Here is a 23,375-nt window from a genome sequence, read left to right on the forward strand (position 1 = left end):
CGTCTCGCACCGCGAAGGGTGCCCGGTTCCTCCCGGGCACCCTTCGCCGCTTTATAGGATCTTGCGCATGAGCCAGGGCAACCGGGGACGCGGCACCGTACGACCGATCCGGCGGCTGGGCGACCCCGTACTGCGCACCGCGTGCGACCCGGTCCGCGCCTTCGACGCCTCGCTGGAGCGGCTCGTGGACGACATGTTCGCGTCGATGTACGAGGCGCACGGCGCGGGCCTGGCCGCCAACCAGATCGGCGTCCCGCTGCGCCTGTTCGTGTACGACTGCGACGACGACCGCGGCCGCCGCCATGTCGGCCATGTCGCCAATCCCGTGCTCGTCGCGGCGGACGGCGAGATCCTCGACGAGCCCGAGGGCTGCCTGTCCGTTCCGGGCCTCAACTTCAGCACCCCGCGCCACGCGCACGCGGTGGTCGAGGGCGTGGACGTGAAGGGGAAGCCGGTACGGATCGAGGGCACCGGCTACTTCGCCCGCTGCCTCCAGCACGAGTGCGGGCACCTGGACGGCGGCGTCTACATCGACGTCCTGTCCGGGGACGCGCGCCGCGACGCGATGCGCGCCATCCGCGCCGCCGACCTGTAGGGCCGCTGGGCGGGAGGGCTCAGTGCCAGCGCCGCGAGCGCTGGCGCTTGATGTCGGACCGGCGCTTCTTGTTCTCCAGGCGCCGCTCGTTGATGCCGCGCGGCACCTTCTTCGGGATGCGCTTCTTCGGCGGCGGCGCGATGGCCTCGGCGAGCGTCGCGGCCAGGCGCGCGCGGGCCGCGTCCCGGTTGCGGGCCTGCGACCGGTACTCCTCGGCCCGGATGCTCAGCACGCCGCCGGAGAGGCGCCCGGCGAGCCGGTCGAGGGCGCGCCGCCGGTACGGCTCGGGCAGCGACGGCGAGTTCGCGACGTCGAACAGGAGCTCCGCGGCCGTCGCGCTGGTGTTGACGTGCTGGCCGCCCGGCCCCGAGGAACGGGAGAAACGCCAGCTGAGCTCGGTCTCCGGGATCGAGACCGAGCCGCGGACATGGATGTCGCCGGGCATATGCCCATTATCCCCGCCGCTGGGCGATCATGTCGCTCCCTTTTCACGGGCCTTCCACCACGGGCCCGCCATCGGCAGGCCACCGCGTGCCTATCGCTGGCCGTTCGAGACGATCGCCTCGGCGGCCTTCTTCGCGTCGTTGACCGGGATCGCGAAGCCCACCCCGATGTTGCCGGACCCGCTGCCCGAGGTGGCGATCGCGGTGTTGATCCCGATGACCTGGCCGGCCGAGTTGACCAGCGCGCCGCCCGAGTTGCCGGGGTTGATCGCCGCGTCGGTCTGAATCGCGTTCTCGATCGTCGTGGTCTGCTGCTCGGAGAGCTGCTCGCGCAGGTACGGCGGCAGCTGCTGCGAGTCGGGCCGCTGCCCGCCCTCCTGGATCTCGCGGCCCAGCGCGCTGACGATGCCGGAGGTCACCGAGCCGTCCAGGCCCAGCGGGCTGCCCATCGCGAGCACCGTGTCGCCGACGGCGAGCGCGTCGCTGTTCCCGAGCGTGGCGGGCTTGAGCCCGGAGACGCCGGACGCCTGGAGGACGGCGATGTCCTTCGCGGTGTTCGCGCCGACCACGGTCGCGCGGGCCGTCTTCCCGTCGCTGAACTTCACCGTGACCTGCCGCGAGCCGTCCACGACATGGGCGTTGGTCATGATGAGGCCGTCCGCGTTCATGATCACACCCGAGCCGCCGGAGCCGCCCTGCGAGGTCTGCGCCTGGATGGAGACCACGCTCGGCTGCACGGCCGCCGCGACCTGCGCGACCGTCGCGTTGTTGCCGATCCCGGCCACCGGGGTCGGGCTCGACGCGATGCCGCTGCCGGCGCCCGCCAGCTCCACGGCGGCGAGCGCGCCGGCGCCGCCCGCTCCGAGCGCCAGCGCCAGCACGGCGCCGCCTGCGGCGATCTTGCGTCGGACCGACCACCGCGCCCCCTGCCGCGGCGGTACCTGCGGCCCTAGCGGCGGCTGCTGCTGCCCATGCGGCCCCTGCGGTCCGTGCGGCCCTGCCGGGCTCTGCGGCGGGCCGTACGGTGCGCCCTGCCAGCCGCCGTACGGTGGCTGCCACTGGTTCGTCTGTTCGGCGTTCATGGAATCCCCCTGATTCTCTGTGCCGTTTTCAGAGTCACCGGCGGGACTTCAACCAGCCTGAGAGAAACCTGAACGTCTTCTGAAAAGTCCGGCGGTCAGCCGGCGAGCGGCAGCAGGACCCGGAACACCGCGCCCTCGCCCTCCGCCGAGTCCACCTCGACCGAGCCGCCGTGCGCGGCCACCAGCGCCGCCACGATCGCCAGCCCCAGGCCGGTGCTGCCGTCCTCGCGGCCGCGCGCCGGGTTCGCCCGGTAGAAGCGCTCGAAGACGCGCTCCGCCTGCTCGGGCGAGAGGCCCGGCCCCTCGTCGGCGACCTCGCACACCGCCGCGGGCTCGCCGTTCAGCGTCCCGGGCCTGAGCCGCACGGTCACCGGCGTCCCGGCCGGGGTGTGCGTGACGGCGTTGGTCAGCAGGTTCCCCAGCACCTGCCGCAGGCGCGGCTCGTCCCCCAGCACCTGGTACGCGACACCGCCCTCGACCGCCAGCTCGATCGTCCGGTCCGCCGCCACGATCCGCGTCTCCTGGACGGTGTCGGCGGCGACCGCGAGCAGGTCGACCGGCCGCAGCTCGACGGGCCGCTGCCGGTCCAGCCGCGCGAGCAGCAGCAGGTCCTCGACCAGCAGGCCCATCCGCTGCGCGGTGTCCTCGATGCGGCCGATCAGCCGGTCCAGCTCCTCCGGCGTGCGGGCCGCGCCCTGCCGGTAGAACTCCGCGAACCCGCGGATGGCGGTCAGCGGCGTCCGCAGCTCGTGGCTGGCGTCGGCGACGAACCGCCGCATCCGCTCCTCCGAGCGCAGCGCCGTCTCCTCCGACCGCCGCGCCTGCACCTCCGACCGCGCCCGCGCCCCGAACGCCGACTCGATCTGCGCGAGCATGCTGTTGAGCGACCGCCCGAGCCGGCCGACCTCGGTGCGGGGATCGGCCTCGGGCACCCGCCGCGACAGGTCGCCCGTCGCGATCGCCCCGGCCGTCTCCTCGATCGCCGCCAGCGGCCGCAGGCTGGCCCGCACGACCCACACCCCGACCGCCGCCAGCACGGTGACCACCATCAGGCCCACGATCAGGTCGATCACGACGAGCCGGTTCACCGTGCGGCTGACCTCGTCCAGGCTGAGCCCGAGCACCAGGATCCCGCCGCCCGGCAGCGGCTCGGCGAAGATCCGCCACGGCGCCCCGGAACCGCCCTGGCCGGGCACCGTGAACGGCTCGCCCATCCGCTCCTCCAGGTCGGCGGGGACCTTCGGGCTCCCCGCGTCGCCGAACGCCGGGATGCTCTGCCGCCGGCGGCCCTGCTCGTCCTGGATGAGCACGTACATCTCGCTCGGCAGCCGCACCTGGATGTCGCCGCGCCGCATCTGCGGGACGACCTGCGTCACCACCCGGTCGATGGTGCCCTGCAGCTGGTCGTCCGACCGTCCCACCAGGTACTGGCTCAGCACCGACACCCCGGCGAAGCTCATCACGGTCATGCCCAGCGCGACCAGCACCAGCATGCCCGCGATCAGCTTGATCCGGAGCGGGGTGCGCCCTGACAGCGAGCGCAGCGCCTGGACGGCCATCAGCCCGGATCCGGCGGCAGCCGCAGGACGTACCCGACGCCGCGCAGCGTGTGGATCAGCCGCGGCTCGGTGTTGTCGACCTTGCGGCGCAGCGCCGACACGTACGACTCGACGATCCCGACGTCGCCGCCGAAGTCGTAGTTCCACACGTGGTCGAGGATCTGCGGTTTGGACAGCACCCGGCCCGCGTTCGCCATCAGATACCTGAGCAGCTTGAACTCGGTCGGCGACAGCTGGATCGGCTTCCCGCCGCGCCACACCTCGTGGCTGTCCTCGTCCAGCTCGATGTCGGCGAACACCATCCGCGGCGTCGGCTCCTGCGCCCCGCCCCGGAACCGCCGCAGCACGGCGCGGATCCGCGCGATCACCTCCTCCAGGCTGAACGGCTTGGTGACGTAGTCGTCGCCGCCGATCGTCAGGCCCTTGATCCGGTCCTGGACGGCGTCCCGCGCGGTGAGGAACAGCACGGGCGTGTGGTCGCCGCCGGACCGCAGCCGCCGCGCCACGTCGAACCCGTCGATGTCGGGCAGCATCACGTCCAGCACGATCAGGTCGGGCCGGCGCCGCCGGGCGGCCTGCACCGCGTCCGCCCCGTTCGTCGCCGTGATCACCTCGAAGCCGGTGAAGCGCAGGCTCCCGGCGAGCAGTTCCAGGATGTTCGGCTCGTCCTCGACGACGAGCAGCAGCCCCTCGGACGCCTTCGCGGCCCGTTCCCGTTCACCCAAGGTCAGTTCCCCTCCCATCCTGACCAGGCTTCCACCGGTTCCTGAAAGCCCGCTGAACCTTCCCTGAGCCTCGCCTGCCGAACCGCGGAAACGGGAACGGCCCGCCCTCTCGAGGAGGACGGGCCGTTCGTGCCGAACGAGCTTCCCCACTCGCCGACGTGATCAGATTACATCCGCGACCGGCCGTACGTCCGGAGGTCGGCGTGGCCGTTTTCGCCCACCCGCCGCCACCTGCGCCTTCCCGCGAAAGACGGTGAATTCAGCGCGCGTCGGGGCGGGGGACGCTCAGCGCGCTCCCGGCCGGCAGGTCGAACCAGAACCGGTCGGGGGCCGTGACCAGCCGCAGCGTGACGTGGCCGCAGTGCGCGCAGCGCAGGACCTGGCCGGGAGCGTGCGCGTACAGCAGGGCGTCGGCGAGCAGGCCCTCGCGGCGGCACGTCCCGCACCGGCCGGTGGCCATCGTCATGTCGGGGACGAACAGCCCGGACAGCGGCCCGGCGAGGGCGTTGCCGTCCAGATGGCGGCCGTCGAGCCGCGGCGGGCCGCCGGTTCCCGGCGCCGTGGGCTCCGCGCGATCGGGCATGGTCAACCTCCTGTGGGACCGAAGCGTTCGGTACGGATCCGCGCCGGGTCGTGGCCGAGCCCGGTGAGCATGCCGGCCACCGCCTCGACGAAGCCCGTCGGGCCGCAGACGTAGCAGGCCGGCTCCGCGCCGGCGGGGAGGCCGTACCGGGCGATGTCCTCCGGTGCGAGCCGTTCCGCGGGACGGCCGGAGCCGGGCGGGGTCCGCCGCGTGTAGGCCAGCAGGACGCCGGCGTCCGTTCCGGAGCCGGCCGGCCCGGCGGGTCCGGCGAGTCCGGCGAGTTCGGCCAGCTCGTCGCCGTAGCAGAGCACGTCCGGCGAGCGAAGCGAGTAGATCATCCGCAGCGGCGCGGCGCCGCCGTCCCGCCAGGCGCGGGCGATCGCCATCACCGGGACGATCCCGGCGCCGCCGGCGATCAGCAGCACCGGCGCGGCCGTCCCCGGCCGCCACACGAACCAGCCGCCGACCGGCCCGAGCACCTCGCCGTCCGGGACGCGCTGGACGGTCAGCTCGACCCGCTCCCGGCCGGCGCCGGACCCGGCGGGCGCGGCCAGCGAGTAGCTGCGGGTGGCCTGGTAGCCGTCGTCGGCGGTGAGCCGCACGTCGACGTGCTGGCCCGGCAGGTGCCCGGGCCAGCCGGGCACGCGCAGCACCAGCGTCCGCGTCACGGGGTTCTCCCGCCGGTCGCCGACCACCTCGGCGACGCGCCAGGCGGGCGCCGCCCGCCGCTCCCGCGTCCCGGCCCCGGTTCCCGCAGAGGTCTCCACGGGCTCAGGACCAGGAGTAGCGCTGCTCGCGCCACGGGTCGCCGTAGTCGTGGTATCCGGCGGTCTCCCAGAAGCCCGGCTCGTCCTGGAGGGTCAGCCGTATGCCCCGCACCCACTTGGCCGACTTCCAGAAGTACAGGTGCGGGACGACCAGCCGCGCCGGGCCGCCGTGCTCGGGCGCGAGCGGCTCGTCCTCGAAGGAGTGCGCGATCCACGCCTTGCCGTCGGTGAGGTCCTCCAGCGGCAGGTTGGTGGTGTAGCCGCCGTGGCAGTACGCGACCGCGTAGTCGGCGGCCGTCTCGACGTCCTCCAGGAGGGTGTCGAGGGACACGCCCGTCCAGGTGGTGCCGAACTTCGACCAGCGGGTCACGCAGTGGATGTCGACGGTGGGGTGCTCCTGCGGCAGGTTCATGAACTCCTGCCACGTCCAGGTGAGCTCGTCGCCGGTCTCGTTCTGGACGGTGAACGTCCACTCGTCCGTGCCGACGTCGGGCGTCGGGCCGGCCGAGAGGACCGGGAAGTCGTGGGTGAGGTACTGGCCGGGCGGCAGCCGTCCCTCGTCCGCGTCCTCGGCCCGGCCTTCGCCGCGCCGGTGGAATCCGGGAGTGAGCCGTCCCATGTCGATCCCCGTCCGTCGAGTCACAGCTGCCCCGCACACCTGGACCTCACCGTACTCCGGCAGGGCGAAAACTCACCACTGTTACGGAAGCAACCAAGAACAGGTCAAGTGCGAAGTTCCCCCGATACTGGGACACACGTCCCGCCGCCCACCGGCGCCGCCTCCTCAAGGGCCCCGGAACCGTTCGCCGCCTCGCGGGCCACGGCGGCCGCGGCGAGAAGGGGGGCGGCATGGCCGTCGGCCGCGGCCGCGACGTGCAGGCGCGGATCCGCGGCGGCCTCCGCCAGCGCCGCGCGCAGGGCGCGGTGGCCCTCGCCCGTCCGGCCCCGGTCGATCCAGAACCAGGCCAGCGCGGCGGTCAGCCGGAGCGCTCGGCGGGTGTCGCCGCGCCGGACCGTGCTCTCCAGCGCGGCGCGGAGGTTGGCCGTCTCCTCGTCGAGGCGGGCGAGCCAGCGGAGCCGGGCATGCCCCTCCCGGTACTCCTCGGCGCATTCGGCGAGCCGGGTGTAGTAGTCGTCGTGCAGCTCCTGGACGCGGCCGTCCTCGCCCGCCTCGCGGAGCCGTTCGAGGCTGTACGCGGCGACCGACTCCAGCAGCCGGTAGCGGCCGCCGGCCCGGGTCACCAGCGAGCGGTCCACCAGCCGCGCGATCACGTCGGCGATCTCCGGCCGGGCCACCTCGCCGCCCGCGCAGGTCAGCTCGGCGGCGAGCAGCGTGCAGCCGCCCGCGTGCACGGCGAGGCGGCGCAGCACGGCGCGTTCCGGCTCGCTGAGCGGCTCCCAGCTCCAGTCCATCATCGCGCGCAGCGTCCGCTGGCGGGCCGGGGAGCCGCGGCGGCCCGAGTTCAGCACCGCGAACCGGTCGTCCAGGCGGTCGGCCAGCTCCCGGACGCCCAGCGCGCGGACGCGGGCGGCGGCGAGTTCGAGCGCGAGCGGGATGCCGTCCAGGCGCCGGCAGACGGCGGCGACAGCGGCCGCGTCCGCATCGGCGTCGGCCGTGAAGCCGGGCGCGGCCGCGGCGGCGCGGGCGGCGAACAGCCGTTCGGCGTCCGCCTGCTCCAGCGGCGGAACGACATGGAGCAGCTCGCCGGAGATGCCGAGCGGCTCCTGGCCGGTCGCGAGGACGCGCGCGCCCGCCGCGAGCAGCCGGTCGGCCGTCTTCGCCACCGCGTCCACCGCGTGCTCGCAGTTGTCGAGGACGAGCAGCGCGCCTCCGCCCGGCTCCGGGCCGGCGACCGCGGTGACCGCCTCCGCGATCGCGTCCGGATCCGCCGGGAGCCCGGCCAGCTCGACCAGGAACACGCCGTCCGGGTACGACCCCGCCGACCGCGCCGCGGCCTCCAGCGCCAGCCGCGTCTTCCCCACGCCGCCCGGCCCCGTCAGCGTCACCAGCCGGGACCGGGCGAGATGCCCGCGGACCGCGTCGACCTCGGCGGCCCGGCCGATCAGCTCGGTCAGCGGAACGGGCAGGTTCGCCCGCGGAACGGCGCGGGCCGGCGCCCGGAGGGACGGGTCCTGCTCCAGGATCGCCTGGTGCAGGGCGGCCAGCTCCGGGCTCGGGTCCAGGCCCAGCTCGTCGCGCAGCCGGTCGCGCAGCCGCCGGTACCCCTCCAGCGCCTCGTGCTGCCGCCCGGACCGGTAGAGCGCGCGGATCAGGTTCGCCTGGAGCCGCTCGCGCAGCGGGTGCCGTACGGCCAGATCGCCCAGCTCGGCCACCAGCGCGTGGTGCTCGCCCAGCGCGAGCCGCGCCTCGGCCAGGTCGTCGAGCGCGGTCAGCCGCTCCTCCTCCAGCCGGGCGGCGGCGGCCCGGGCGAACTCCTCGTCCGCGAAGTCGGCCAGCGCGGGCCCGCGCCACAGCGCGAGCGCCCCGGTCAGCAGCTCCGCCCGCGCGGCCGGATCGGCGGTCGCGCGGGCCCGGGCGACGCGCTCCCTGAACCGGTCCGCGTCGAGATCGGCCCGCACCCGGTACCCCGCCCGGCCCGACTCCACCAGCTCCCGGCCGCCCGGCTCGGCGTCCTCCAGCGCCCGCCGCAGCTGGGACACCTTGACGCGCAGGGCCCCGGCCGGATCGCCGGGCCGCTCCGGCCCCCACAGATCGTCGATCAGCCGTCCGGACGACACCGGCGCCCCGCCGTGCACGAGCAGGTCCGCGAGCAGCGCGCGCACCTTCAACTCCGGGATCCGGACCGGCCGGCCACCGTCCGTCGCGACCTCCAGCGGACCGAGCACCCCAAAGCGCATGCGACCACGGTAACCGGGCCATAAGCGGATCCGAACGCCGCCATAACGCCCGCCTCCGAGGGTGGGGATCATCGCTCCCCTGGAGAAAGGCGTACTCCCATGTCAGTGACCGTCGCGCCCACCGCAGAGGCGCGGGCCGGGACGCGCGAATGGGCGGGACTGGCCGTGCTCGCCCTGCCCATGCTGCTGCTGGCCATCGACAACAGCGTGCTCTACCTCGCCCTCCCGCACCTGGCCGCCGACCTGCGGCCGGGCCCCACCCAGATGTTGTGGATCATGGACGTGTACGGGTTCATGATGGCCGGGTTCCTCATCACGATGGGCAACCTCGGCGACCGGATCGGCCGCCGCCGGCTGCTGCTCATCGGGGCCGCCGCGTTCGGCGCCGCGTCCGTGCTGGCCGCGTACGCCTCGTCCGCCGCGCTGCTGCTCGCCGCGCGCGTGCTGCTGGGCATCTCCGGGTCCGTCCTGGCGCCCTCGGCGCTGGCCCTGATCGGCACCATGTTCCGGGACGTCCGGCAGCGCGCGCTGGCCATCGGCATCTTCACCGCCTGCTTCATGGGCGGCGCCGCGCTCGGCCCGGTCGTCGGCGGCGTGATGCTCGAATCGTTCTGGTGGGGGTCGGTCTTCCTGCTCGGCGTGCCGATCATGCTGCTGCTGGTGGCGACCGCGCCGATCCTGCTGCCCGAGAACCGCGCCGAGACGGCCGGCCGGCTGGACCTGCCCAGCGTGCTGCTCTCCCTCGCGACGATCCTGCCGGTCATCTTCGGGCTGAAGGAGCTGGCCAAGGACCCCGGCCGGGCGCTGCCGTACCTGGCGGTCGCCGCGGGCGTGGCCGCCGGGACCGTCTTCGTGCGCCGCCAGCGCGTGCTGGCCGACCCGTTCCTGGACCTGTCCCTCTTCCGGAACCGGTCGTTCACCGCGGCCCTGGGGCTCGTGCTGTTCGCCATGATGATCCAGGGCGGCATCTACCTCTTCGCCAGCCAGTACCTGCAGATGGTGCGGGGCCTGTCGCCGCTGGCCGCCGGGTTCTGGCTGGTGATCCCGGCGGTGGCGCTGGGGATCAGCTCGGTCGCCGCCCCGGTCCTCGCCCGCCGGATCCGGCCGGCCGCCATCGTGGCGACCGGCCTGGTCATCGCCGCCCCCGGCTTCCTGATCATGCTCGCGGCGGACGGGATCGGCCCCCTGGTCACCGGCCTGTCCATCGGCTTCCTCGGTACCGCCCCCATCGGCTCGCTCGGCCTGGGCCTGATCGTCGGCTCCGTCCCGCCGGAACGGACCGGCGCGGCGTCGGCGATGGCCGAGTCGTTCGGCGAGCTCGGCATCGCGCTCGGCATCGCCGTCCTGGGCAGCCTCGGCACCGCCGTCTACCGCGCCGCGCTGACCGCTCCCGAGGACGCCCCGCCCGGCGCGGCCGAATCCTTCGACCGCGCCGTCGCCTCCGCCGGGGACCTGCCCCCCGACCTGGCCGCCCGGCTGCTGGACGAGGCGCGCGACGCGTTCATGAGCAGCCTCGCCGCGGCCGCCGGCATGAGCGCCCTCATGGCCCTGGCCCTGGCCGCCGTCACCGCCGTCGTCCTCCGCCACCTGCGTCCCATCGGCCAGGACTGACCGGGCGGGCGCGGGACGTCGACTCGTGGCGTGTCGGCCTTTCGGCGTGGCCGCCGGAGGCGGACACGCCACGAGTCAACGCGGCGGCGGGCGAGGGCGGCTCAGCTCGGGGCGTCTAGGTGGTCGAGCACTCGGCGGGCCCGCTCGCGCAGATGGAGGTCGGCGGCGACGATGTCCGGGGCCGCCGCCTCCGCCACCACCTTCCGGCCGTACGCGATCTCCTTCAGCCGGGCCCGGGCCGCCTCCGGCACGGGGCCGGACGGCGGGCGCTCGGCCAGGGCCCGTACCGCGAGCGCCGGCGATCCGTGCAGCGCGTCCAGGACCTCGGGCAGCGGCTCCCCGGTGAGCCGGTAGGCGACGCAGGCGGCCGGCGGCTCGGCCGGCAGCAGCGGGAGCGCGGGCCGTGCCGCCTCCCCCAGGTCGAGCAGCCGCCGCGCCGCCTCCTCGGGCAGCGAGTGCCTGATGGCGGCTTCGAGGATTTCCAGCGCCTCGCCGGCCTCGCCGGAGATCGCCCAGTACGCCCAGGCGCTCTCGGCCCGGACGAGCCGCGGCCGGCCCGGCGCCATCCCCGCCCGGAGAGCGGGAAGCGCGGGCGCCGCCGCGGGCCCGATCGCCCCCAGGACGGCGGCTGCCTCCGGCACGGTCTCGACCAGCCCGGCCAGCTCCGGCACGAGCGGCGCCGCCCTCGGGCCCCAGGCGCGCAGCCCGGCGAGCACGTCCTCGCCGAGCCTCGAACGCAGCAGCGGGACCACCGCCCCGGCGTGATCGGCCAGCCCCGCGACCGCGTGCTCGACGTCGTACGGGAGATCCCGGGACAGCGCGGGCACGGCGCGCGCGTCGCCCGCCCGCGCCAGCGCGTCCAGGGCACCGCCCGCGAGCCGCGGATCCGGGTCGTCCAGCAGCGGCGCGAGCAGCTCGGCCACCGGCGCCAGGAACGGCCCCATCGTCGCCAGCTCCCGCACCGCGGCGACCCGCAGCTCGGCGTCCGGAGCGGCGAGCTGCTCGGCCATCGGCGGCAGCAGCCGCGGCCGGACGTGCCGCCACCCCCGCATCAGCTCGCCCGCCGCCTGCACGTACTCCACGGCGTCGTCCGAGATGCGCATCATGACGCCGGCCATGTAGACATGCGCGGCCAGGCTCTCGTTCCACCCGGCGGTCAACAGCTCGGCCCGGCCCTCGTGCGCCCACGGCAGCCCGTCGAGCGCCGACTCCTCGGCCTTCACCTGCTCGTTCAGCAGGTTGAAGTGGAAGCCCGACACCTCCTCCACATCGCACTCGATCAGCGCGACCACCGCGGCCGCCCGCACCTCACCGACCGGCGAGCCCGCGAGCACCTCCCCGAGCCACCCGTACGGCGGCGCCTCCGCGGCCGCGCCCAGCCGTCCCACGGCCAGGACCAGGCTCGCCGCGGCGCCCGGATCGCTCTCCGCCGCGAACCGCTCCCGCAGCGGCGGAACCAGCTCGGGCCCGCCCACGGCCAGCAGGTACGGGACCACACGCCGCACCGCGGGATCCGGATCCGCCAGCAGCGGGACGAGCTTCGGCGCCTCCGCCCGCACCGCCTCCGGCCGCTCCCGTGCCAGCCTCGCCAGCCGCTCCGCCGCCCGCGCCCGCTCCGGACCGTCCGCGCCGACAAGGGTCTCGACCAGCACCCGTACGACCTCCCCTTCAGGAGGCGCGACGCGCCGCCCCGGTCGCGCGCCCAGCCTCGCCAGCACGGCGTCCATCGCGTCCCGGCTCCGCGCCTGGACCTCCACGGGCCAGTCGACGTACCCGGACCGGTTGTGCCAGACGATCGCGTCCGGCGCCCCGTGGGCGACGGCGTCCGCCTCGAACTCCCACCACGGCGGCAGCCCCATCTCGGGCAGCTCCGCCAGCCGCTCCTCGAACGGCCCGTCGAAGTCGTCCGCGCCCAGCTGCGCGGACCAGCCGAGGGACGCGGGCAGCCGGTGCACCGCCAGCTGGAGGAAGAACTCCGAGATCGAACGGCTCTGCACCCGCCAGCCGCCCTCGGTGCTCACCAGCACCCGCGGATCCTCGGACCCCGCTTCCGCGGCCAGGTAGCCCCACTCGTTGCAGTACTGGTTCTCGGCCATGAAGACGCACACCCGGTGATCGCCGTCCGGCCCCGCCAACGGGACGCCCTCCGCCGGCCCGTCCCCGGACGGGTCCGGCCGCAGGGTCGGCGGCCACTCCGGGTTCGTCTCGTACAGCCGCGCGCTGTACGTGAACGAGTTGAACGGCAGGTCCCACCACTCGTCCAGCGCCGCCGGAACCGGCAGCGACAGGTCGACCCGGGCGAATCGGTCGTCCTCCTCACCGGTGTGCTCGGCCTTGAGCCGGCGCACGTACGCCTCGTGCTCGTCCTCGGCCCACCGCGGCCAGGGCGTGGCGCCCTCCGGCACGCGGTAGCCCCACTCCTCCTGGAACTCGCGCAGCAACTCCCACCGGGACGTACGCGCCCGCAGCCGGTCCGAAAAGCGCCCGTAATCGATCACCCGACGCAGGGTAGGGCCTCACAACCGCCAGGCGAGCCCCTTGGCCGATCCGGACGCGATACGGCCCGTCTCCGTCCCGTAGTGGATGACCTGGAACCGCACCCGCGAGCCCCGCGACACCGTGTCGGCCGAGACGACGTAGTGGACGAACGTCGCCCCGCCGCTGGCGACGTACTCGTCCATCGGGCCGACCTCCTCGTTCCCGCTCTCGTCGTCCCGCTCGACCACCCGCGCCTGCAGCTCGGTGCCCGGCGGCAGGCCCTCGATCGCCACGTTCGCGGTCAGCGCGTACCGGGCGGGCCCCTCGATGATGGACGGCCCGCCGCGGTCCCAGTGGTGGTGCTCGGAGTCGGCGTACTCCTTGCCCCAGTCCACCGTGACCCACACGTCCGGCGGGAACTCCTGCGCCTCGGCCATTCCGACGCTGACGTAGTCGGGCATGTCGTCGTCCTCCTCGCTCGGCGCCTTGCCGAAGGTTCCGTTCTTGACGAGCCGGTAGAGCCGATCCCCCGGGCAACTCGTGGAAATGAAGTCACGGTGCCCGCGCACGGACCCGGCGACGCCCTTCCCCATGAGCCAGGCCCGCAGTTCCCGTACGGCCTGGATCTGCGCATCGGTGGGCGACTCGTCGGGCCCGCTCATCAACGTGCACGAATACCACGTCGAATTACCGCCGGGCTGGGCCGCCTGCTGCCGGTTGAGCCCCCGCCCCTCCATCACGTATCCGTGCACACAAGCCGAAAACGAATAACCGATATCCGACCATCCGCGGGTGTTCATATGGAATTGTCGGGTGCTTTTCCAGTACGAGACGCACGCCGAGTGCGACTTGCCCGCGAGTCCCTGATTGGCGCCGTCATAGTGGATGACCAGCCCCGAACGCGGGTCGGCGTATCCGCCACCGGACGCTCCCCAGCCGAACGTGCCGCGGTCCTGGAACTTCATCTGACCTCCCGGGTGGTCGACGAACCGGCGACCAGCACGATCCCCCACAGCCGCGCCCGACACGCCGTGAACGTGAACACTCACCCGGAACCGCCACACCAAACCCGCCCTCGGGAAACGGCATTCCCACCTCAGAGAACAGAACGGTCAGCCGCCCGGCGGACAGCGAATGCCCCTCGGGGCGCCGATCGTCGCCGCTCCCCCGCGCGGGGGAGCGGCTCCCTCCGGCGGGCGAAGATCAAACCCCGCCGCGGTTGCGACCGTTGACGCGGATCGGGCGACCAGGCCCGTTCCGAGTCGAAGGGGACCGATGATCGCTCTGACCGAAGCCCCGGCCGGCCGGCTGCGCACGGCGTGGAGGGCCGCGCACGACCCGGCGGACGGGGTTCCCCGCTGGGCGTGGATCGCCGCCTGCGCCGTCCCGCTGACCGTGCTGCCGTCCGGCCTCTGGCGGCTCGCCGTCGCGTTCACCGCCGACGGGATGCCGTTCGGCGAACGGATCTACCTCGTGTTCCTGACGCTCCTGTCGGAGCTGGTGGCGTTCACCGCCATCGGCATGGTCGCCACCTGGGGCGAGCGGTTCCCCCGCTGGGTCCCGCGGTTGCGCGGCCGCCGGGTGCCGGTCCGCGCCGCCGTCGTCCCGGCCGCCCTCGGCGCCGCGGTCCTGACGGTCCTGTGGACGAGCGCGTTCGTCACCCACCACGCCGGAATCACCATCCGGGGCGAGCCGACCCCCGCGAACTTCCCCACCAACGCGGGCGGCTGGGAGGCGGCCGTCTTCTACCTCAGCTATCTCCCGCTCCTGCTGTGGGGTCCCCTCCTCGCCGCCGTCACCATCGCCTACCACCGCCGCCGCACCCGCTGACGCGCCCGTGACGGCGACGTTCACCGAACGCTTCGGACCCGCCGCTCCCGGCCGATGGTCGCCAGCAGGTTCGCGACCAGCGGGTCGTGCTCGCCCTCGCGCCAGGCGACGGCGACGCGGGTACGGGCGGTGCCGGGGTCGATGCCGCGGAAGGCGACTCCCCTGAGGCGGACGCGCCGGATGCTCGCCGGGGCCAGGGAGACGCCCAGACCGGCCTCCACCAGGGCGCACACGGTCTGCCACTCCACCGCGTGCTGGGCTGTCCGCGGTGTGAACCCCGCCTCGGCGCACAGGCCGGTGATCTGGTCGTACAGCCGGGGGCCGGCCTCACGCAGCAGCACGAAAGGCTCGCCGGCCAGCTGCGGGAGCCGCACGGCCCGTTGGGCACTCAGCGGATGGCCGGACGGCAGGACGGCCACGAACGGCTCGTTCAGCACCGTCCGGAACCCGAGTCCCGTCTCCTCGGGCGGTTCGCGCAGAAGGCCAACGTCGATGGTCCTGTCATGCAGCGCGGCGATCTGCGGCGCGGTGGTCATCTCGCGAATGTCCAGCCGCACGCCGGGGAACCGCTCCCGGAACGTGCCCAGCAGGCCAGGCAGAACAGTCAAAGCCAGCGAGGCGGCGAAACCGATCCGCAGGCGGCCGGTCCGGCCGCTGCCGGCGTCCCTCGCCGCGGCCAGCCCCTCCGCCAGTCCGGTGAGCGCCTGCCGGGCGGCGGGCAGCAGCCCGTGACCGGCCGGGGTGAGCGTGACGCGTCCGGGCGCGCGGTCGAACAGCGCATGGCCGACCTTGTCCTCCAGCCGCCGGATCTGCTGGCTCAGCGGCGGCTGGGCGATCCCGAGCCGCGCGGCCGCATGGCCGAAGTGGAGTTCCTCGGCGAGCACGACGAAGGCGTGCAACTGCGGAAGGGGAAGTTCGGGCCGCTCCATACGCCTAGAGATATCAGGTCATGCCTCACGCCGTATTAGACGTATCGCCGCTGGTCAATTAGCGTCCGGCACATGACAGAACGACGCGCGATCCTCAGCGGCTCGACCTTCGAGGAGCGGATCGGGTACGCCCGCGCCGTGGTGGACGGCGACTGGGTGCACGTGTCCGGAACGACCGGTTTCGACTACGCCACCATGACGATCTCCAACGACGTGGTGGAGCAGGCCGAGCAGTGCCTCCGCAACATCGAGTCCGCGCTCGCCGAGGCCGGTGCCTCCCTCTCCGACGTGGTCCGCGTCCGTTACCTGCTCCCCGACCGCGCCGACTTCGAGCCCTGCTGGCCGATCCTCCGCGCCCGCTTCGGCGACGTCCGCCCGGCCGCCACCATGCTCGTCTGCGACCTCGCCGACCCCCGAATGAAGATCGAGATAGAAACCTACGCCCGCCGCCCCGCCCCATAACGCCCCGCCGCACCCGGCACCGTCCCGTACGGCGACACGACCCCGCCTTCCCTGGGCGCAAAGCCAGACATGCGGGGCGACTTCACCCACCGGCACGCGCACGGAGAACGGCATCCTGACGCCGCACTGGCGCCTGCCTCGGGACCGGACTGCGTGATGGCCGCGCGCAGGGCCTCCCAGGGCACCTGATCGGAGAAGTCGGTGCGGACGAGCAGGGTGCTCCTGGACCGAGGGAGCGTCTTCATCTCGGGGCTCCTCTCAGCGTGCGGATCCGGCGGCCGGTTTCCGCGCTGGGGAGGCGGATCAGTTGAAGCGTTCGATGAAGGGGGTCTTCTTCGTCGGTTCGGTGGCGGTGCCGACGCTGATGATCTCGCCGGTGCCGGGGCGGGGGTCGGCGTCGGTGGCCTGGGCCTTGCCGGTACGGGCCGGGCCGTTCACGGTCGTCCAGGCGGAGCCGTCGTAGTGCATGTACTGGGTTTTGGGGCCGTTGGTGATCGGGAGCATGATGACGCCGCCCGCGCCGTCCGGGGAGAGGCCGATGCCGGCGGTGTTGAGGGGGGTGGTGATCTCGCGCCAGGAGGTGCCGTTCCAGTGGACGAGGGCGTTGGTGGTCTGGGCGTTCTGGCGGACGCGGAGGGCGTAGACGTCGGTGGGCGAGAGGGCGACGATGCGGTGCAGGGTGGCCTGGAAGCCGGGGGTGCCCATGGCGCCAGGGAGGTCGTGGCGGGTCCAGGCGGTGCCGTTCCAGTGCATGACCAGGCCGGTGACCGCGGTGCCGTTGGACGTGGTGCCGGCGAGCCAGACGTCGCCGGCGGAGCGGACGTCGACCGAGGTGATGGCCGAGCTGGGCGGAAGGGGAACGGTGGTGTCGACCCAGGCGGTGCCGTCCCAGCGCATGATGGCGCTGAGGCCGCCGCCCGCGGCGTCGACGCCGGCGACGGAGTACGCGGTGCCGTCGGGGGCGGCGGAGACCTGGGACGGGATGCCGACGAGGGGGTAGCCGACGTTGGTCCAGGTGGTGCCGTTCCAGTAGAGGCCGGCCATGCCGGTGAGGCTGTAGCCGATGACCCAGGCGCGGTTCGGGTCGCCGACGGCGATGTCGGTGGCGGTGAAGTTCGCGGGGCTGGCCTGCGCGGTCCAGCCGGACGGCGTCCAGCGCAGGAGGTGGGTCTTGGGGCCGAAGAAGGAGCCGGAGGTGCCGACGGCCCAGCCGGTGTCCTGGGCGGCGAAGTCGACGCGGTCCAGGCCGCCGTTGAAGGAGAGGGCGGGGCTGCCGACGTTCCCCCAGGACGCTGCGTGCGCGGGTGGTGCCAGGGCGAGGCCCGCGGCGAGGGTCGTGGCGGTCGCGAACGCGGCTGTCCTCTTCAAGGGCGCTCCCAAGATCACGAATGTGGCTTGAGAGTACGGGAGCGCTTACCGGGGCTTAAGAGGGCGGCCGGATGAGGACACGGAACGGGCCCGGGGAGGCGCCCCCGGGCCCGTACGCGGCGCCGCTACTCGCCCTTCCAGACCGGCTTGCGCTTCTCGGCGAAGGCGGCCGGGCCCTCCTGGGCGTCCTTGGAGACGAAGACCGGGTTGATGATCTCGCCCTGCTTCTGCCAGCGCTCGGCGTAGCTCCAGTCGGGCGCCTCGACGATGACCTTCTTGGTGGCCGCGAGCGCCAGCGGGGCGTTCTCGGCGACCTTGAGGGCCAGCTCCTTGGCCGCGGCGAGGGACCCGCCGGGCTCGGTGAGGCGGTTGACGAAGCCCAGCTCGGCCATCCGCTCGGCGGGGTACTTGTCGCCGGTGAGGGCCATCTCCATGGCGATGTGGAACGGGATCCGCTGCGGCAGCCGGAACAGGCCGCCGGCGCCGGCGACCAGGCCCCGCTTGGGCTCGGGCAGCCCGAACTGGGCCTCCCGGGACGCCACCACCATGTCGCAGCTGAGCGCGACCTCGCAGCCGCCCGCGAGGGCGTAGCCCTCGACGGCCGCGATCAGCGGCTTCTCGGCGGGACGCTCGGTGATGCCGGCGAACCCGCGGCCCGGCACGATCGGGTTGTCGCCGGTGAGGAAGCCCTTGAGGTCCATGCCCGCGCAGAACGTGCCGCCGGCGCCGGTCAGGATGCCGATCGACAGGTCCTTACGGGAGTCGAGCTCCTCGACCGCGGCCGCGATGCCCTGCGCCACGGCGCCGTTGACGGCGTTCCTGGCCTCGGGACGGTTGATCGTGATGACGAGGACGGCGCCATCTTCTTCGGTGAGAACAGCGTCGGACATTCAGCGCCTCACTTCGGCTGGAAACGGATGCCACCGTCGAAACGGATGGTCTCGCCGTTCATGTAGTCGTTCTCGATCAGGGACTTCACCAGGTGGGCGAACTCCGCGGCGGTGCCCATCCGCTTGGGGAACGGGACGGGGGCGGCCAGCTTGGCCTTGAACGCGTCGGCGGCCTCGCCCTCGCCGTAGATCGGGGTGTCGATGATGCCGGGGCAGATGGTGTTGACCCGGACGCCGATCGCGGCGAGGTCGCGGGCGGCGGGCAGCGTCATGCCGACGATGCCGCCCTTGGAGGCGGAGTAGGCGACCTGGCCGGTCTGGCCCTCGAGCGCGGCGACGGACGCGGTGTTGATGACCACGCCGCGCAGGCCGTCGGCGTCGGCGGGCTCGGTCTTGGAGATGGCCGAGGCGCCGATGCGCATGAGGTTGAAGGTGCCGATCAGGTTGACCTTGATCACGTTCTCGAACGCGGTGAGGTCGTGCGGGCTGCCGTCGCGGCCGACGGTGCGGGACGCCCAGCCGATGCCGGCGCTGTTGACGATGACGCGCAGCGGCGCGCCGGTGTCGACGGCCGCCTGGACGGCCGCCTGCACCTGGCCCTCGTCGGCGACGTTGGTCTGGACGAAGACGCCGCCGACCTCGTCGGCCAGGGCCTTGCCCTTGTCCTCGTTCAGGTCGGCGATCACTACCTTGGCGCCGTTGGCGGCCAGTGCGCGCACGGTGGCCTCGCCGAGGCCGCTCGCACCACCGGATACGACGGCGGAAACTCCGTTCAGGTCCATAAGCAGCACCTTACGTGAGGGACCGAATGTGGTTCGGGGCGATGTTACCCAGAGGTCACGATACGGGGCGCGTTTGCCCCCTCGCCTTCCGGGCATGCGCGTCCCCAGAACGCGCCGACCAGGGGGACGAGGATGACCGAACCACCTGCACAGAGCCAGCCCTACCCAGGCCGTACCGCCGATATGGCACCCGAGCCGCACGACGAGATGCGCGGCTACCAGGGCAGCGGCCTGCTCGCGGGCAAGCGCGCCCTGATCACCGGCGGGGACTCCGGGATCGGCCGCGCCGTGTCCGTGGCGTTCGCCAAGGAGGGCGCCGACGTCGCGCTCACCTACCTCAGCGAGGACGACGACGCGCGGCACACCGCCGGGCTCGTCGAGGCGGAGGGGCGCCGCTGCTTCACCTTCGGCGGCGACCTCGCCGAGGAACGGCACGCGCGCGAGGTCGTCCACCACGCCGCCCGCGACCTCGGCGGCCTGGACGTGCTGGTCCTGCACCACGGCACCCAGGAGCCGGTCAAGGACCTCCGCGAGATCGACGGGCACCAGCTGCGGCGGACGTTCGACGTGAACGTGCTGTCGCTGTTCTGGATCGTCCAGGAGGCGCTCGACCACCTCGGCGACGGCTCCGCCATCGTGATCACCGGCTCGATCAACGGGCTGCGCGGCAACAAGACGCTGATCGACTACTCGGCCAGCAAGGGCGCCGCGATGGTGCTCGCCCAGTCGCTGGCGCAGAACCTCATGGACGACGGCATCCGCGTCAACTGCGTGGCCCCCGGGCCGGTCTGGACGCCGCTGATCCCGGCCACGCTCGGCGAGGAGAAGGTCGAGGGCTTCGGGCAGCAGTCCCCGATGGGACGCGCCGGGCAGCCCGACGAGATCGCGCCGTCGTACGTCTTCTTCGCCTCCGGGCGGACGTCCTCGTACTACAGCGGCCAGACGCTCGTCCCCGCGGGCGGGGAGATCCACCCGGGCTGAGGCGGCCATGGAACTGCGGCGCAGCGACCCCGAGGAGCCGGGGATCACCCGGCGCCGGTGCGGGCGCGGCTTCCGCTACCTCGATCCCGGCGGCCGCGCGCCGGAGGCGGAGCAGCTGGCCCGGATCAAGGCGCTGGTGATCCCGCCCGCCTGGAAGGACGTGTGGATCTGCCCGGACGGCGACGGCCACATCCAGGCGATGGGCACCGACGCCGCGGGCCGCCGCCAGTACCTCTACCACGAGGAATGGCGCGAGCAGCGGGACCGCGAGAAGCACGAGCGCGTCCTGGAGCTGGCCGAGCGCCTGCCGGCTGTCCGGGAACGGCTGACCGCCGCCATGGCCGCCCGCGGCTTCACCCGCGAGCGCGTCCTGGCCGCCGCCGTACGGCTCATCGACCTCGGCTTCTTCCGGGTCGGCGGCGAGGAGTACGCCGCCGGGAACGGGACGTTCGGCCTGGCCACCGTGCTGCGCGAGCACGTCCGCTGCCGCCGCGACGAGGTGATCTTCGAGTATCCGGCCAAGGGCGCCAAGGAACGCCACCAGGCCGTCGCCGAGGAGGACGTCCGCCGCGTCGTCAACGGCCTCAAGCGCCGCCGCGACGACGGGCCCGAGCTGCTGGCGTACCGCACCCCGAACGGCTGGCACGACGTGCTCACGTCCGACATCAACGACTACATCCGCGAGGTGACCGGCGGCGACTTCACCGCCAAGGACTTCCGGACCTGGCACGCCACCGTGCTGGCCGCCGTCGGCCTCGCCGTCTCGGAGCCGCGCGCCGGAGACGGCGAACGGCACCGCGCCAAGGCCGTCACCCGCGTCGTCCAGGAGGTCGCCGGCTACCTCGGCAACACCCCGGCCGTCGCGCGCGCCTCGTACATCGACCCGCGCATCATCGACCTGTACGAGCGCGGCGAGACGATCGCGCCCGCCCTCACCGAGCTGGGCGTCGACGCCGGAACGGGCGAGCTGGCCACCCAGGGGCCGGTGGAACGGGCCGTGCTGGAGCTCCTCCGAAGGCACGGCTGAACGGCCACGGGATCGCGCCCCTCCTGACAACCGCGATCCCGTGGCCGATCACCCTCGGCGCGCCCCCTAGCGCGCCGCTCCCGAGGCCAGCGCGGACGGCCGGACCTCGTCGAAGCCGTCGATGCAGTACATCGCGTACGCCTGGTGGATCACCGGCAGCGCCACGTTCCGGACCCGCACCCCGCCCGGTGTCTCGCCCTTCTCCGTCCCCTTGTGGGCGTGGCCGTGGATCGCGAGCGTGGCGCCCGCCGCGTCGATCGCCTCGGCCATCAGGTAGCTGCCGAGGAACGGGTAGATCTCCGGCGGCTCCCCCGCCAGCGTGTCCTCGACCGGCGAGTAGTGCGTCAGCGCGACCCGCACGTCCGCGTCCAGCTCCAGCAGCGCGCACCCGAGCCGTCCCGCGAACTCCTTCGTGTGCCCGACGAACGCCTTCATCTCCGGCTCGCCGAAATCGCTCGCGCACCTGCCCTGGAACCCGCCGCCGAACCCCTTGCCGCCCGCCACCCCGAGCCGGACGCCCTGGCAGTCGACCACGGTCCCGTCGCCCTCCAGCACCGTGATCCCGGCGTCCCGGAGAACGGCGGTGATCTCGTCCTGGGCGTCGGAGTGGTAGTCGTGGTTCCCCAGCACGGTGATCACCGGGACGCCGAGGTCGCGCAGCTCGCCGGCCGCGACCCGGCCCTCCTCCACCGTCCCGTGCCGGGTCAGATCGCCCGCCACCAGGAACACGTCGGCGTTCCCGGCCAGCCCGCCGAGCCGTTCCCGGTACGCGCCGGCCACCTCCGGCCCCACATGCAGATCGCCCACCGCGGCCACCCGGATCATGACAGCGTCTCCTCCCCGTCCGGCTCCCGCACCGAAACCACCGACACCTCGTTGCGGATCCGCCGCCCCTCCGCCGCGCCGTGCGCGGCGGACTCGATCTCGCGGCGCTGCTCCTCCGTCATGACCTGGCCGCGCAGGTACACCACGTCCCCGCGGACGTCCACGTGGACGCCCAGCTCGTGCACCCGCTCGGCGAGCTTCTCCTGGATGTGCGCGGCCACGTACTCGGCCTGGCCGCCGCGGCCGGAATCGTCGTTCACAGGAAATCCCCCTCGATCACTCCGAGCCTGGCCAGCAGGACGAGGAACGCGTACGCGTACGGGGAGTCCGCCGTCTCCGCGGCGACGTGCGGCCAGTCGACCTGCTCCCGCAGCGCGCGGCAGACGTGCAGGAAACCACCGAAGTCACAAGAAGTCTCGCTGAACGCGAGAATCCGCATGATCACCAGGTCGGTGGCCGGCAGCACCGGCATCAGCACGGCCGCCACCGACAGCTTCTCCGCGCGGCCCAGCAGCGCGCCGTCCACCGGCCGCCCCGAGGGCGCGTAGATCAGATCGATCAGCTGGTCGCCGTCGTACGCCTTCGCGAGCCAGTTCTCGGGCGCCTCGTACCGGCGCATCCCCGCCTCGCCCAGCGCCGCCAGCGCCGCCTCCACATCGCGCTCGCGCAGCACGAAGTCCACGTCATGCGTCGAGACCGCGGCGCCGTGCACGTACGCGGCGAACCCGCCCGCCAGCGCGAACTCCACACCCGCCTGCTCCATCACGGCGGCCGCCCGCTTCAGGGTCGTCAGCAGCCCGTCCTCGACCGACCCCGTTCCCGCGCCGGCTCCGGATCCGGACCCGGCGCCCGAACCCGCGGGCGGATCGAACGCTCTGGCCCCAGCGTGCACTTCCTTCACACGTTCCCCTGGATTGTTGGCGTCGCGGTGCCGGTACCCCAGGATTCACGCTCTAGTCATTGCCGGGAAGCGGGTTCTCATGCCGCCCCGCCGCCGGGCACGGGGCATGCGCGAGGCCCGGCCACGGCGCTCGCCGCCGTGACCGGGCCTCCAGGTGCGCCGGCTAGCAGTCGATCAGGTCGGGGGACTGGTTCAGGAGCTGCGCGCGGGGCGAGACGAACCTGGCGTGGCGGTCGGCGGTGCCGGCGGCGCCGGGTGCGAACGCCGCGACGCGGTGACAGTTCTGGAACGCCAGGCGCACACCGAAGTGGCGTTCCAGGGCACCCCGCATCGCGTCGCTCGCCAGGGCGCGCAGGAGCTCGCCGCGGGCCTTCTCGTCCGGTGGCGGCACCTGGTTGTCGGCGAAGCCGTCGTCGGACGCGCGCATGCGGCCGACCACGTCGCCGATGACCTGCCAGGCGTACGGCAGCGAGTCGCGTACGCAGGCGACGAACGCGGCGTCGTCCACCTCGCCCTGGCGGGCCTGCTCCAGCAGCCGGTCGTCGACAGTCAAGGACATGGCCGTTCTCCCCTCTCACCGTTCGGCCCGGGTGGTCCGGGCCGGGGACCAGGCTTGCATGAAAACGATATTCATTCCAGCGTGCCGAGGTGGGAGTTTCCTCTCTTAACGGACAGGTG

Annotated in this window: 25 protein-coding genes; 6 read left to right on the top strand and 19 right to left on the bottom strand. The window is 73.5% G+C overall.

What is annotated here, in order from left to right:
* The first annotated feature begins 67 nt into the window (after positions 1-67).
* Complete coding sequence (gene def / locus ACA361_RS25890; protein WP_375015896.1) at positions 68-595, top strand: peptide deformylase; 528 nt, start codon at positions 68-70, stop codon at positions 593-595.
* 19 nt (positions 596-614) lie between these two features.
* Here def and arfB read toward each other — a convergent pair whose 3' ends face one another.
* The 8 genes from arfB to ACA361_RS25930 all read right to left on the bottom strand — a co-directional run bounded on the left by arfB (position 615) and on the right by ACA361_RS25930 (position 8,613).
* Complete coding sequence (arfB, locus tag ACA361_RS25895) at positions 615-1,040, bottom strand: alternative ribosome rescue aminoacyl-tRNA hydrolase ArfB (RefSeq protein ID WP_375015897.1); 426 nt, start codon at positions 1,038-1,040, stop codon at positions 615-617.
* Between the two features lie 90 nt (positions 1,041-1,130).
* Complete coding sequence (locus ACA361_RS25900; RefSeq protein WP_375015899.1) at positions 1,131-2,120, bottom strand: S1C family serine protease; 990 nt, start codon at positions 2,118-2,120, stop codon at positions 1,131-1,133.
* 95 nt (positions 2,121-2,215) lie between these two features.
* Positions 2,216-3,679, bottom strand: coding sequence for a sensor histidine kinase (locus ACA361_RS25905; protein ID WP_375015901.1), 1,464 nt, complete (start codon positions 3,677-3,679; stop codon positions 2,216-2,218).
* A complete protein-coding gene (locus tag ACA361_RS25910) occupies positions 3,679-4,422 on the bottom strand; it encodes a response regulator transcription factor (protein WP_375015903.1) in 744 nt (247 codons plus the stop codon). Before ACA361_RS25910 ends, ACA361_RS25905 begins: the two co-directional genes overlap by 1 nt.
* Positions 4,423-4,663: 241 nt before the next feature.
* Positions 4,664-4,987 (bottom strand): DUF6510 family protein, encoded by a 324-nt coding sequence (locus tag ACA361_RS25915; protein WP_375015905.1) that lies wholly within the window; start codon positions 4,985-4,987, stop codon positions 4,664-4,666.
* Positions 4,988-4,989: 2 nt separating this feature from the next.
* Complete coding sequence (locus tag ACA361_RS25920; RefSeq protein WP_375015906.1) at positions 4,990-5,754, bottom strand: oxidoreductase; 765 nt, start codon at positions 5,752-5,754, stop codon at positions 4,990-4,992.
* A gap of 4 nt (positions 5,755-5,758) precedes the next feature.
* The gene (locus tag ACA361_RS25925; RefSeq protein ID WP_375015908.1) at positions 5,759-6,373 is read right to left on the bottom strand and encodes a sulfite oxidase-like oxidoreductase; all 615 of its coding nucleotides are present in this window, start codon (positions 6,371-6,373) and stop codon (positions 5,759-5,761) included.
* A gap of 104 nt (positions 6,374-6,477) precedes the next feature.
* Positions 6,478-8,613 (bottom strand): BTAD domain-containing putative transcriptional regulator, encoded by a 2,136-nt coding sequence (locus ACA361_RS25930; RefSeq protein WP_375015910.1) that lies wholly within the window; start codon positions 8,611-8,613, stop codon positions 6,478-6,480.
* A gap of 99 nt (positions 8,614-8,712) precedes the next feature.
* On the opposite strand from ACA361_RS25930, the gene ACA361_RS25935 reads away from it, so the two are divergent.
* Positions 8,713-10,224 carry an MFS transporter gene (locus ACA361_RS25935; RefSeq protein ID WP_375015912.1) on the top strand — a complete coding sequence of 504 codons (1,512 nt, stop codon included), beginning with the start codon at positions 8,713-8,715 and terminating at the stop codon, positions 10,222-10,224.
* 101 nt (positions 10,225-10,325) lie between these two features.
* Here the strand turns inward: ACA361_RS25935 and ACA361_RS25940 are convergent, their stop codons facing one another.
* Together ACA361_RS25940 and ACA361_RS25945 are read right to left on the bottom strand one after the other, a co-directional pair.
* On the bottom strand, positions 10,326-12,722 hold the full coding sequence (locus ACA361_RS25940; protein ID WP_375015914.1) for a HEAT repeat domain-containing protein: 2,397 nt from the start codon (positions 12,720-12,722) through the stop codon (positions 10,326-10,328).
* 18 nt (positions 12,723-12,740) lie between these two features.
* Complete coding sequence (locus tag ACA361_RS25945) at positions 12,741-13,667, bottom strand: peptidoglycan recognition family protein (RefSeq protein ID WP_375015916.1); 927 nt, start codon at positions 13,665-13,667, stop codon at positions 12,741-12,743.
* 310 nt (positions 13,668-13,977) lie between these two features.
* Here ACA361_RS25945 and ACA361_RS25950 point away from each other — a divergent pair, with 310 nt between their 5' ends.
* A complete protein-coding gene (locus tag ACA361_RS25950; protein ID WP_375015918.1) occupies positions 13,978-14,532 on the top strand; it encodes a hypothetical protein in 555 nt (184 codons plus the stop codon).
* Between the two features lie 20 nt (positions 14,533-14,552).
* Here the strand turns inward: ACA361_RS25950 and ACA361_RS25955 are convergent, their stop codons facing one another.
* Entirely contained in the window at positions 14,553-15,431 is an 879-nt protein-coding gene (locus ACA361_RS25955) for a LysR family transcriptional regulator (RefSeq protein WP_375015920.1), read from the bottom strand.
* A gap of 102 nt (positions 15,432-15,533) precedes the next feature.
* Between ACA361_RS25955 and ACA361_RS25960 the strand changes: the two genes are divergently transcribed.
* Entirely contained in the window at positions 15,534-15,923 is a 390-nt protein-coding gene (locus ACA361_RS25960; protein WP_375015921.1) for a RidA family protein, read from the top strand.
* On the opposite strand, the gene ACA361_RS25965 is transcribed toward ACA361_RS25960, so the two are convergent.
* The 4 genes from ACA361_RS25965 to ACA361_RS25980 all read right to left on the bottom strand — a co-directional run bounded on the left by ACA361_RS25965 (position 15,899) and on the right by ACA361_RS25980 (position 18,963).
* Positions 15,899-16,168, bottom strand: a complete 270-nt coding sequence (locus ACA361_RS25965; RefSeq protein ID WP_375015923.1) for a hypothetical protein — start codon at positions 16,166-16,168, stop codon at positions 15,899-15,901. The two genes, ACA361_RS25960 and ACA361_RS25965, sit on opposite strands and share 25 nt — an antisense overlap.
* Positions 16,169-16,226: 58 nt before the next feature.
* On the bottom strand, positions 16,227-17,291 hold the full coding sequence (locus tag ACA361_RS25970) for a hypothetical protein (protein WP_375015925.1): 1,065 nt from the start codon (positions 17,289-17,291) through the stop codon (positions 16,227-16,229).
* A 125-nt stretch (positions 17,292-17,416) separates the two neighbouring features.
* Positions 17,417-18,181, bottom strand: coding sequence for a crotonase/enoyl-CoA hydratase family protein (locus ACA361_RS25975; RefSeq protein ID WP_375015927.1), 765 nt, complete (start codon positions 18,179-18,181; stop codon positions 17,417-17,419).
* Positions 18,182-18,189: 8 nt separating this feature from the next.
* Positions 18,190-18,963, bottom strand: a complete 774-nt coding sequence (locus ACA361_RS25980; RefSeq protein ID WP_366617158.1) for an SDR family oxidoreductase — start codon at positions 18,961-18,963, stop codon at positions 18,190-18,192.
* A 132-nt stretch (positions 18,964-19,095) separates the two neighbouring features.
* Between ACA361_RS25980 and ACA361_RS25985 the strand changes: the two genes are divergently transcribed.
* Both ACA361_RS25985 and ACA361_RS25990 read left to right on the top strand, forming a co-directional pair.
* Complete coding sequence (locus tag ACA361_RS25985) at positions 19,096-19,944, top strand: SDR family oxidoreductase (protein ID WP_375015929.1); 849 nt, start codon at positions 19,096-19,098, stop codon at positions 19,942-19,944.
* Between the two features lie 7 nt (positions 19,945-19,951).
* On the top strand, positions 19,952-20,971 hold the full coding sequence (locus tag ACA361_RS25990) for a DNA topoisomerase IB (protein WP_375015931.1): 1,020 nt from the start codon (positions 19,952-19,954) through the stop codon (positions 20,969-20,971).
* 66 nt (positions 20,972-21,037) lie between these two features.
* Here the strand turns inward: ACA361_RS25990 and ACA361_RS25995 are convergent, their stop codons facing one another.
* The 4 genes from ACA361_RS25995 to ACA361_RS26010 all read right to left on the bottom strand — a co-directional run bounded on the left by ACA361_RS25995 (position 21,038) and on the right by ACA361_RS26010 (position 23,256).
* Positions 21,038-21,796 (bottom strand): metallophosphoesterase, encoded by a 759-nt coding sequence (locus tag ACA361_RS25995; RefSeq protein WP_375015933.1) that lies wholly within the window; start codon positions 21,794-21,796, stop codon positions 21,038-21,040.
* Entirely contained in the window at positions 21,793-22,056 is a 264-nt protein-coding gene (locus ACA361_RS26000; RefSeq protein ID WP_375015935.1) for a BON domain-containing protein, read from the bottom strand. The genes ACA361_RS25995 and ACA361_RS26000 overlap by 4 nt, the downstream gene beginning before the upstream one ends.
* Positions 22,053-22,697, bottom strand: coding sequence for a hypothetical protein (locus tag ACA361_RS26005; protein WP_375015937.1), 645 nt, complete (start codon positions 22,695-22,697; stop codon positions 22,053-22,055). Before ACA361_RS26005 ends, ACA361_RS26000 begins: the two co-directional genes overlap by 4 nt.
* Before the next feature lie 163 nt (positions 22,698-22,860).
* Positions 22,861-23,256 (bottom strand): SCO5389 family protein, encoded by a 396-nt coding sequence (locus ACA361_RS26010; RefSeq protein ID WP_375015939.1) that lies wholly within the window; start codon positions 23,254-23,256, stop codon positions 22,861-22,863.
* Positions 23,257-23,375 lie beyond the last annotated feature (119 nt).

The sequence above is a fragment of the Actinomadura sp. 21ATH genome (assembly GCF_041951345.1).
In the GTDB taxonomy this organism is placed as follows: domain Bacteria; phylum Actinomycetota; class Actinomycetes; order Streptosporangiales; family Streptosporangiaceae; genus Spirillospora.

Bases quoted from the DNA above. Each gene is read 5' to 3' on its own strand.
- ACA361_RS25980 (WP_366617158.1), bottom strand. From the start codon at position 18,963: ATGGACCTGAACGGAGTTTCCGCCGTCGTATCCGGTGGTGCGAGCGGC.
- ACA361_RS25945 (WP_375015916.1), bottom strand. From the start codon at position 13,667: ATGAAGTTCCAGGACCGCGGCACGTTCGGCTGGGGAGCGTCCGGTGGC.
- ACA361_RS25910 (WP_375015903.1), bottom strand. From the start codon at position 4,422: ATGGGAGGGGAACTGACCTTGGGTGAACGGGAACGGGCCGCGAAGGCG.
- ACA361_RS25965 (WP_375015923.1), bottom strand. From the start codon at position 16,168: ATGAAGACGCTCCCTCGGTCCAGGAGCACCCTGCTCGTCCGCACCGAC.
- ACA361_RS25995 (WP_375015933.1), bottom strand. From the start codon at position 21,796: ATGATCCGGGTGGCCGCGGTGGGCGATCTGCATGTGGGGCCGGAGGTG.
- ACA361_RS25905 (WP_375015901.1), bottom strand. From the start codon at position 3,679: ATGGCCGTCCAGGCGCTGCGCTCGCTGTCAGGGCGCACCCCGCTCCGG.
- def (WP_375015896.1), top strand. From the start codon at position 68: ATGAGCCAGGGCAACCGGGGACGCGGCACCGTACGACCGATCCGGCGG.
- arfB (WP_375015897.1), bottom strand. From the start codon at position 1,040: ATGCCCGGCGACATCCATGTCCGCGGCTCGGTCTCGATCCCGGAGACC.
- ACA361_RS25990 (WP_375015931.1), top strand. From the start codon at position 19,952: ATGGAACTGCGGCGCAGCGACCCCGAGGAGCCGGGGATCACCCGGCGC.
- ACA361_RS26010 (WP_375015939.1), bottom strand. From the start codon at position 23,256: ATGTCCTTGACTGTCGACGACCGGCTGCTGGAGCAGGCCCGCCAGGGC.
- ACA361_RS25915 (WP_375015905.1), bottom strand. From the start codon at position 4,987: ATGCCCGATCGCGCGGAGCCCACGGCGCCGGGAACCGGCGGCCCGCCG.
- ACA361_RS25930 (WP_375015910.1), bottom strand. From the start codon at position 8,613: ATGCGCTTTGGGGTGCTCGGTCCGCTGGAGGTCGCGACGGACGGTGGC.
- ACA361_RS25985 (WP_375015929.1), top strand. From the start codon at position 19,096: ATGACCGAACCACCTGCACAGAGCCAGCCCTACCCAGGCCGTACCGCC.
- ACA361_RS25960 (WP_375015921.1), top strand. From the start codon at position 15,534: ATGACAGAACGACGCGCGATCCTCAGCGGCTCGACCTTCGAGGAGCGG.
- ACA361_RS25925 (WP_375015908.1), bottom strand. From the start codon at position 6,373: ATGGGACGGCTCACTCCCGGATTCCACCGGCGCGGCGAAGGCCGGGCC.
- ACA361_RS25935 (WP_375015912.1), top strand. From the start codon at position 8,713: ATGTCAGTGACCGTCGCGCCCACCGCAGAGGCGCGGGCCGGGACGCGC.
- ACA361_RS25975 (WP_375015927.1), bottom strand. From the start codon at position 18,181: ATGTCCGACGCTGTTCTCACCGAAGAAGATGGCGCCGTCCTCGTCATC.
- ACA361_RS25900 (WP_375015899.1), bottom strand. From the start codon at position 2,120: ATGAACGCCGAACAGACGAACCAGTGGCAGCCACCGTACGGCGGCTGG.
- ACA361_RS25950 (WP_375015918.1), top strand. From the start codon at position 13,978: ATGATCGCTCTGACCGAAGCCCCGGCCGGCCGGCTGCGCACGGCGTGG.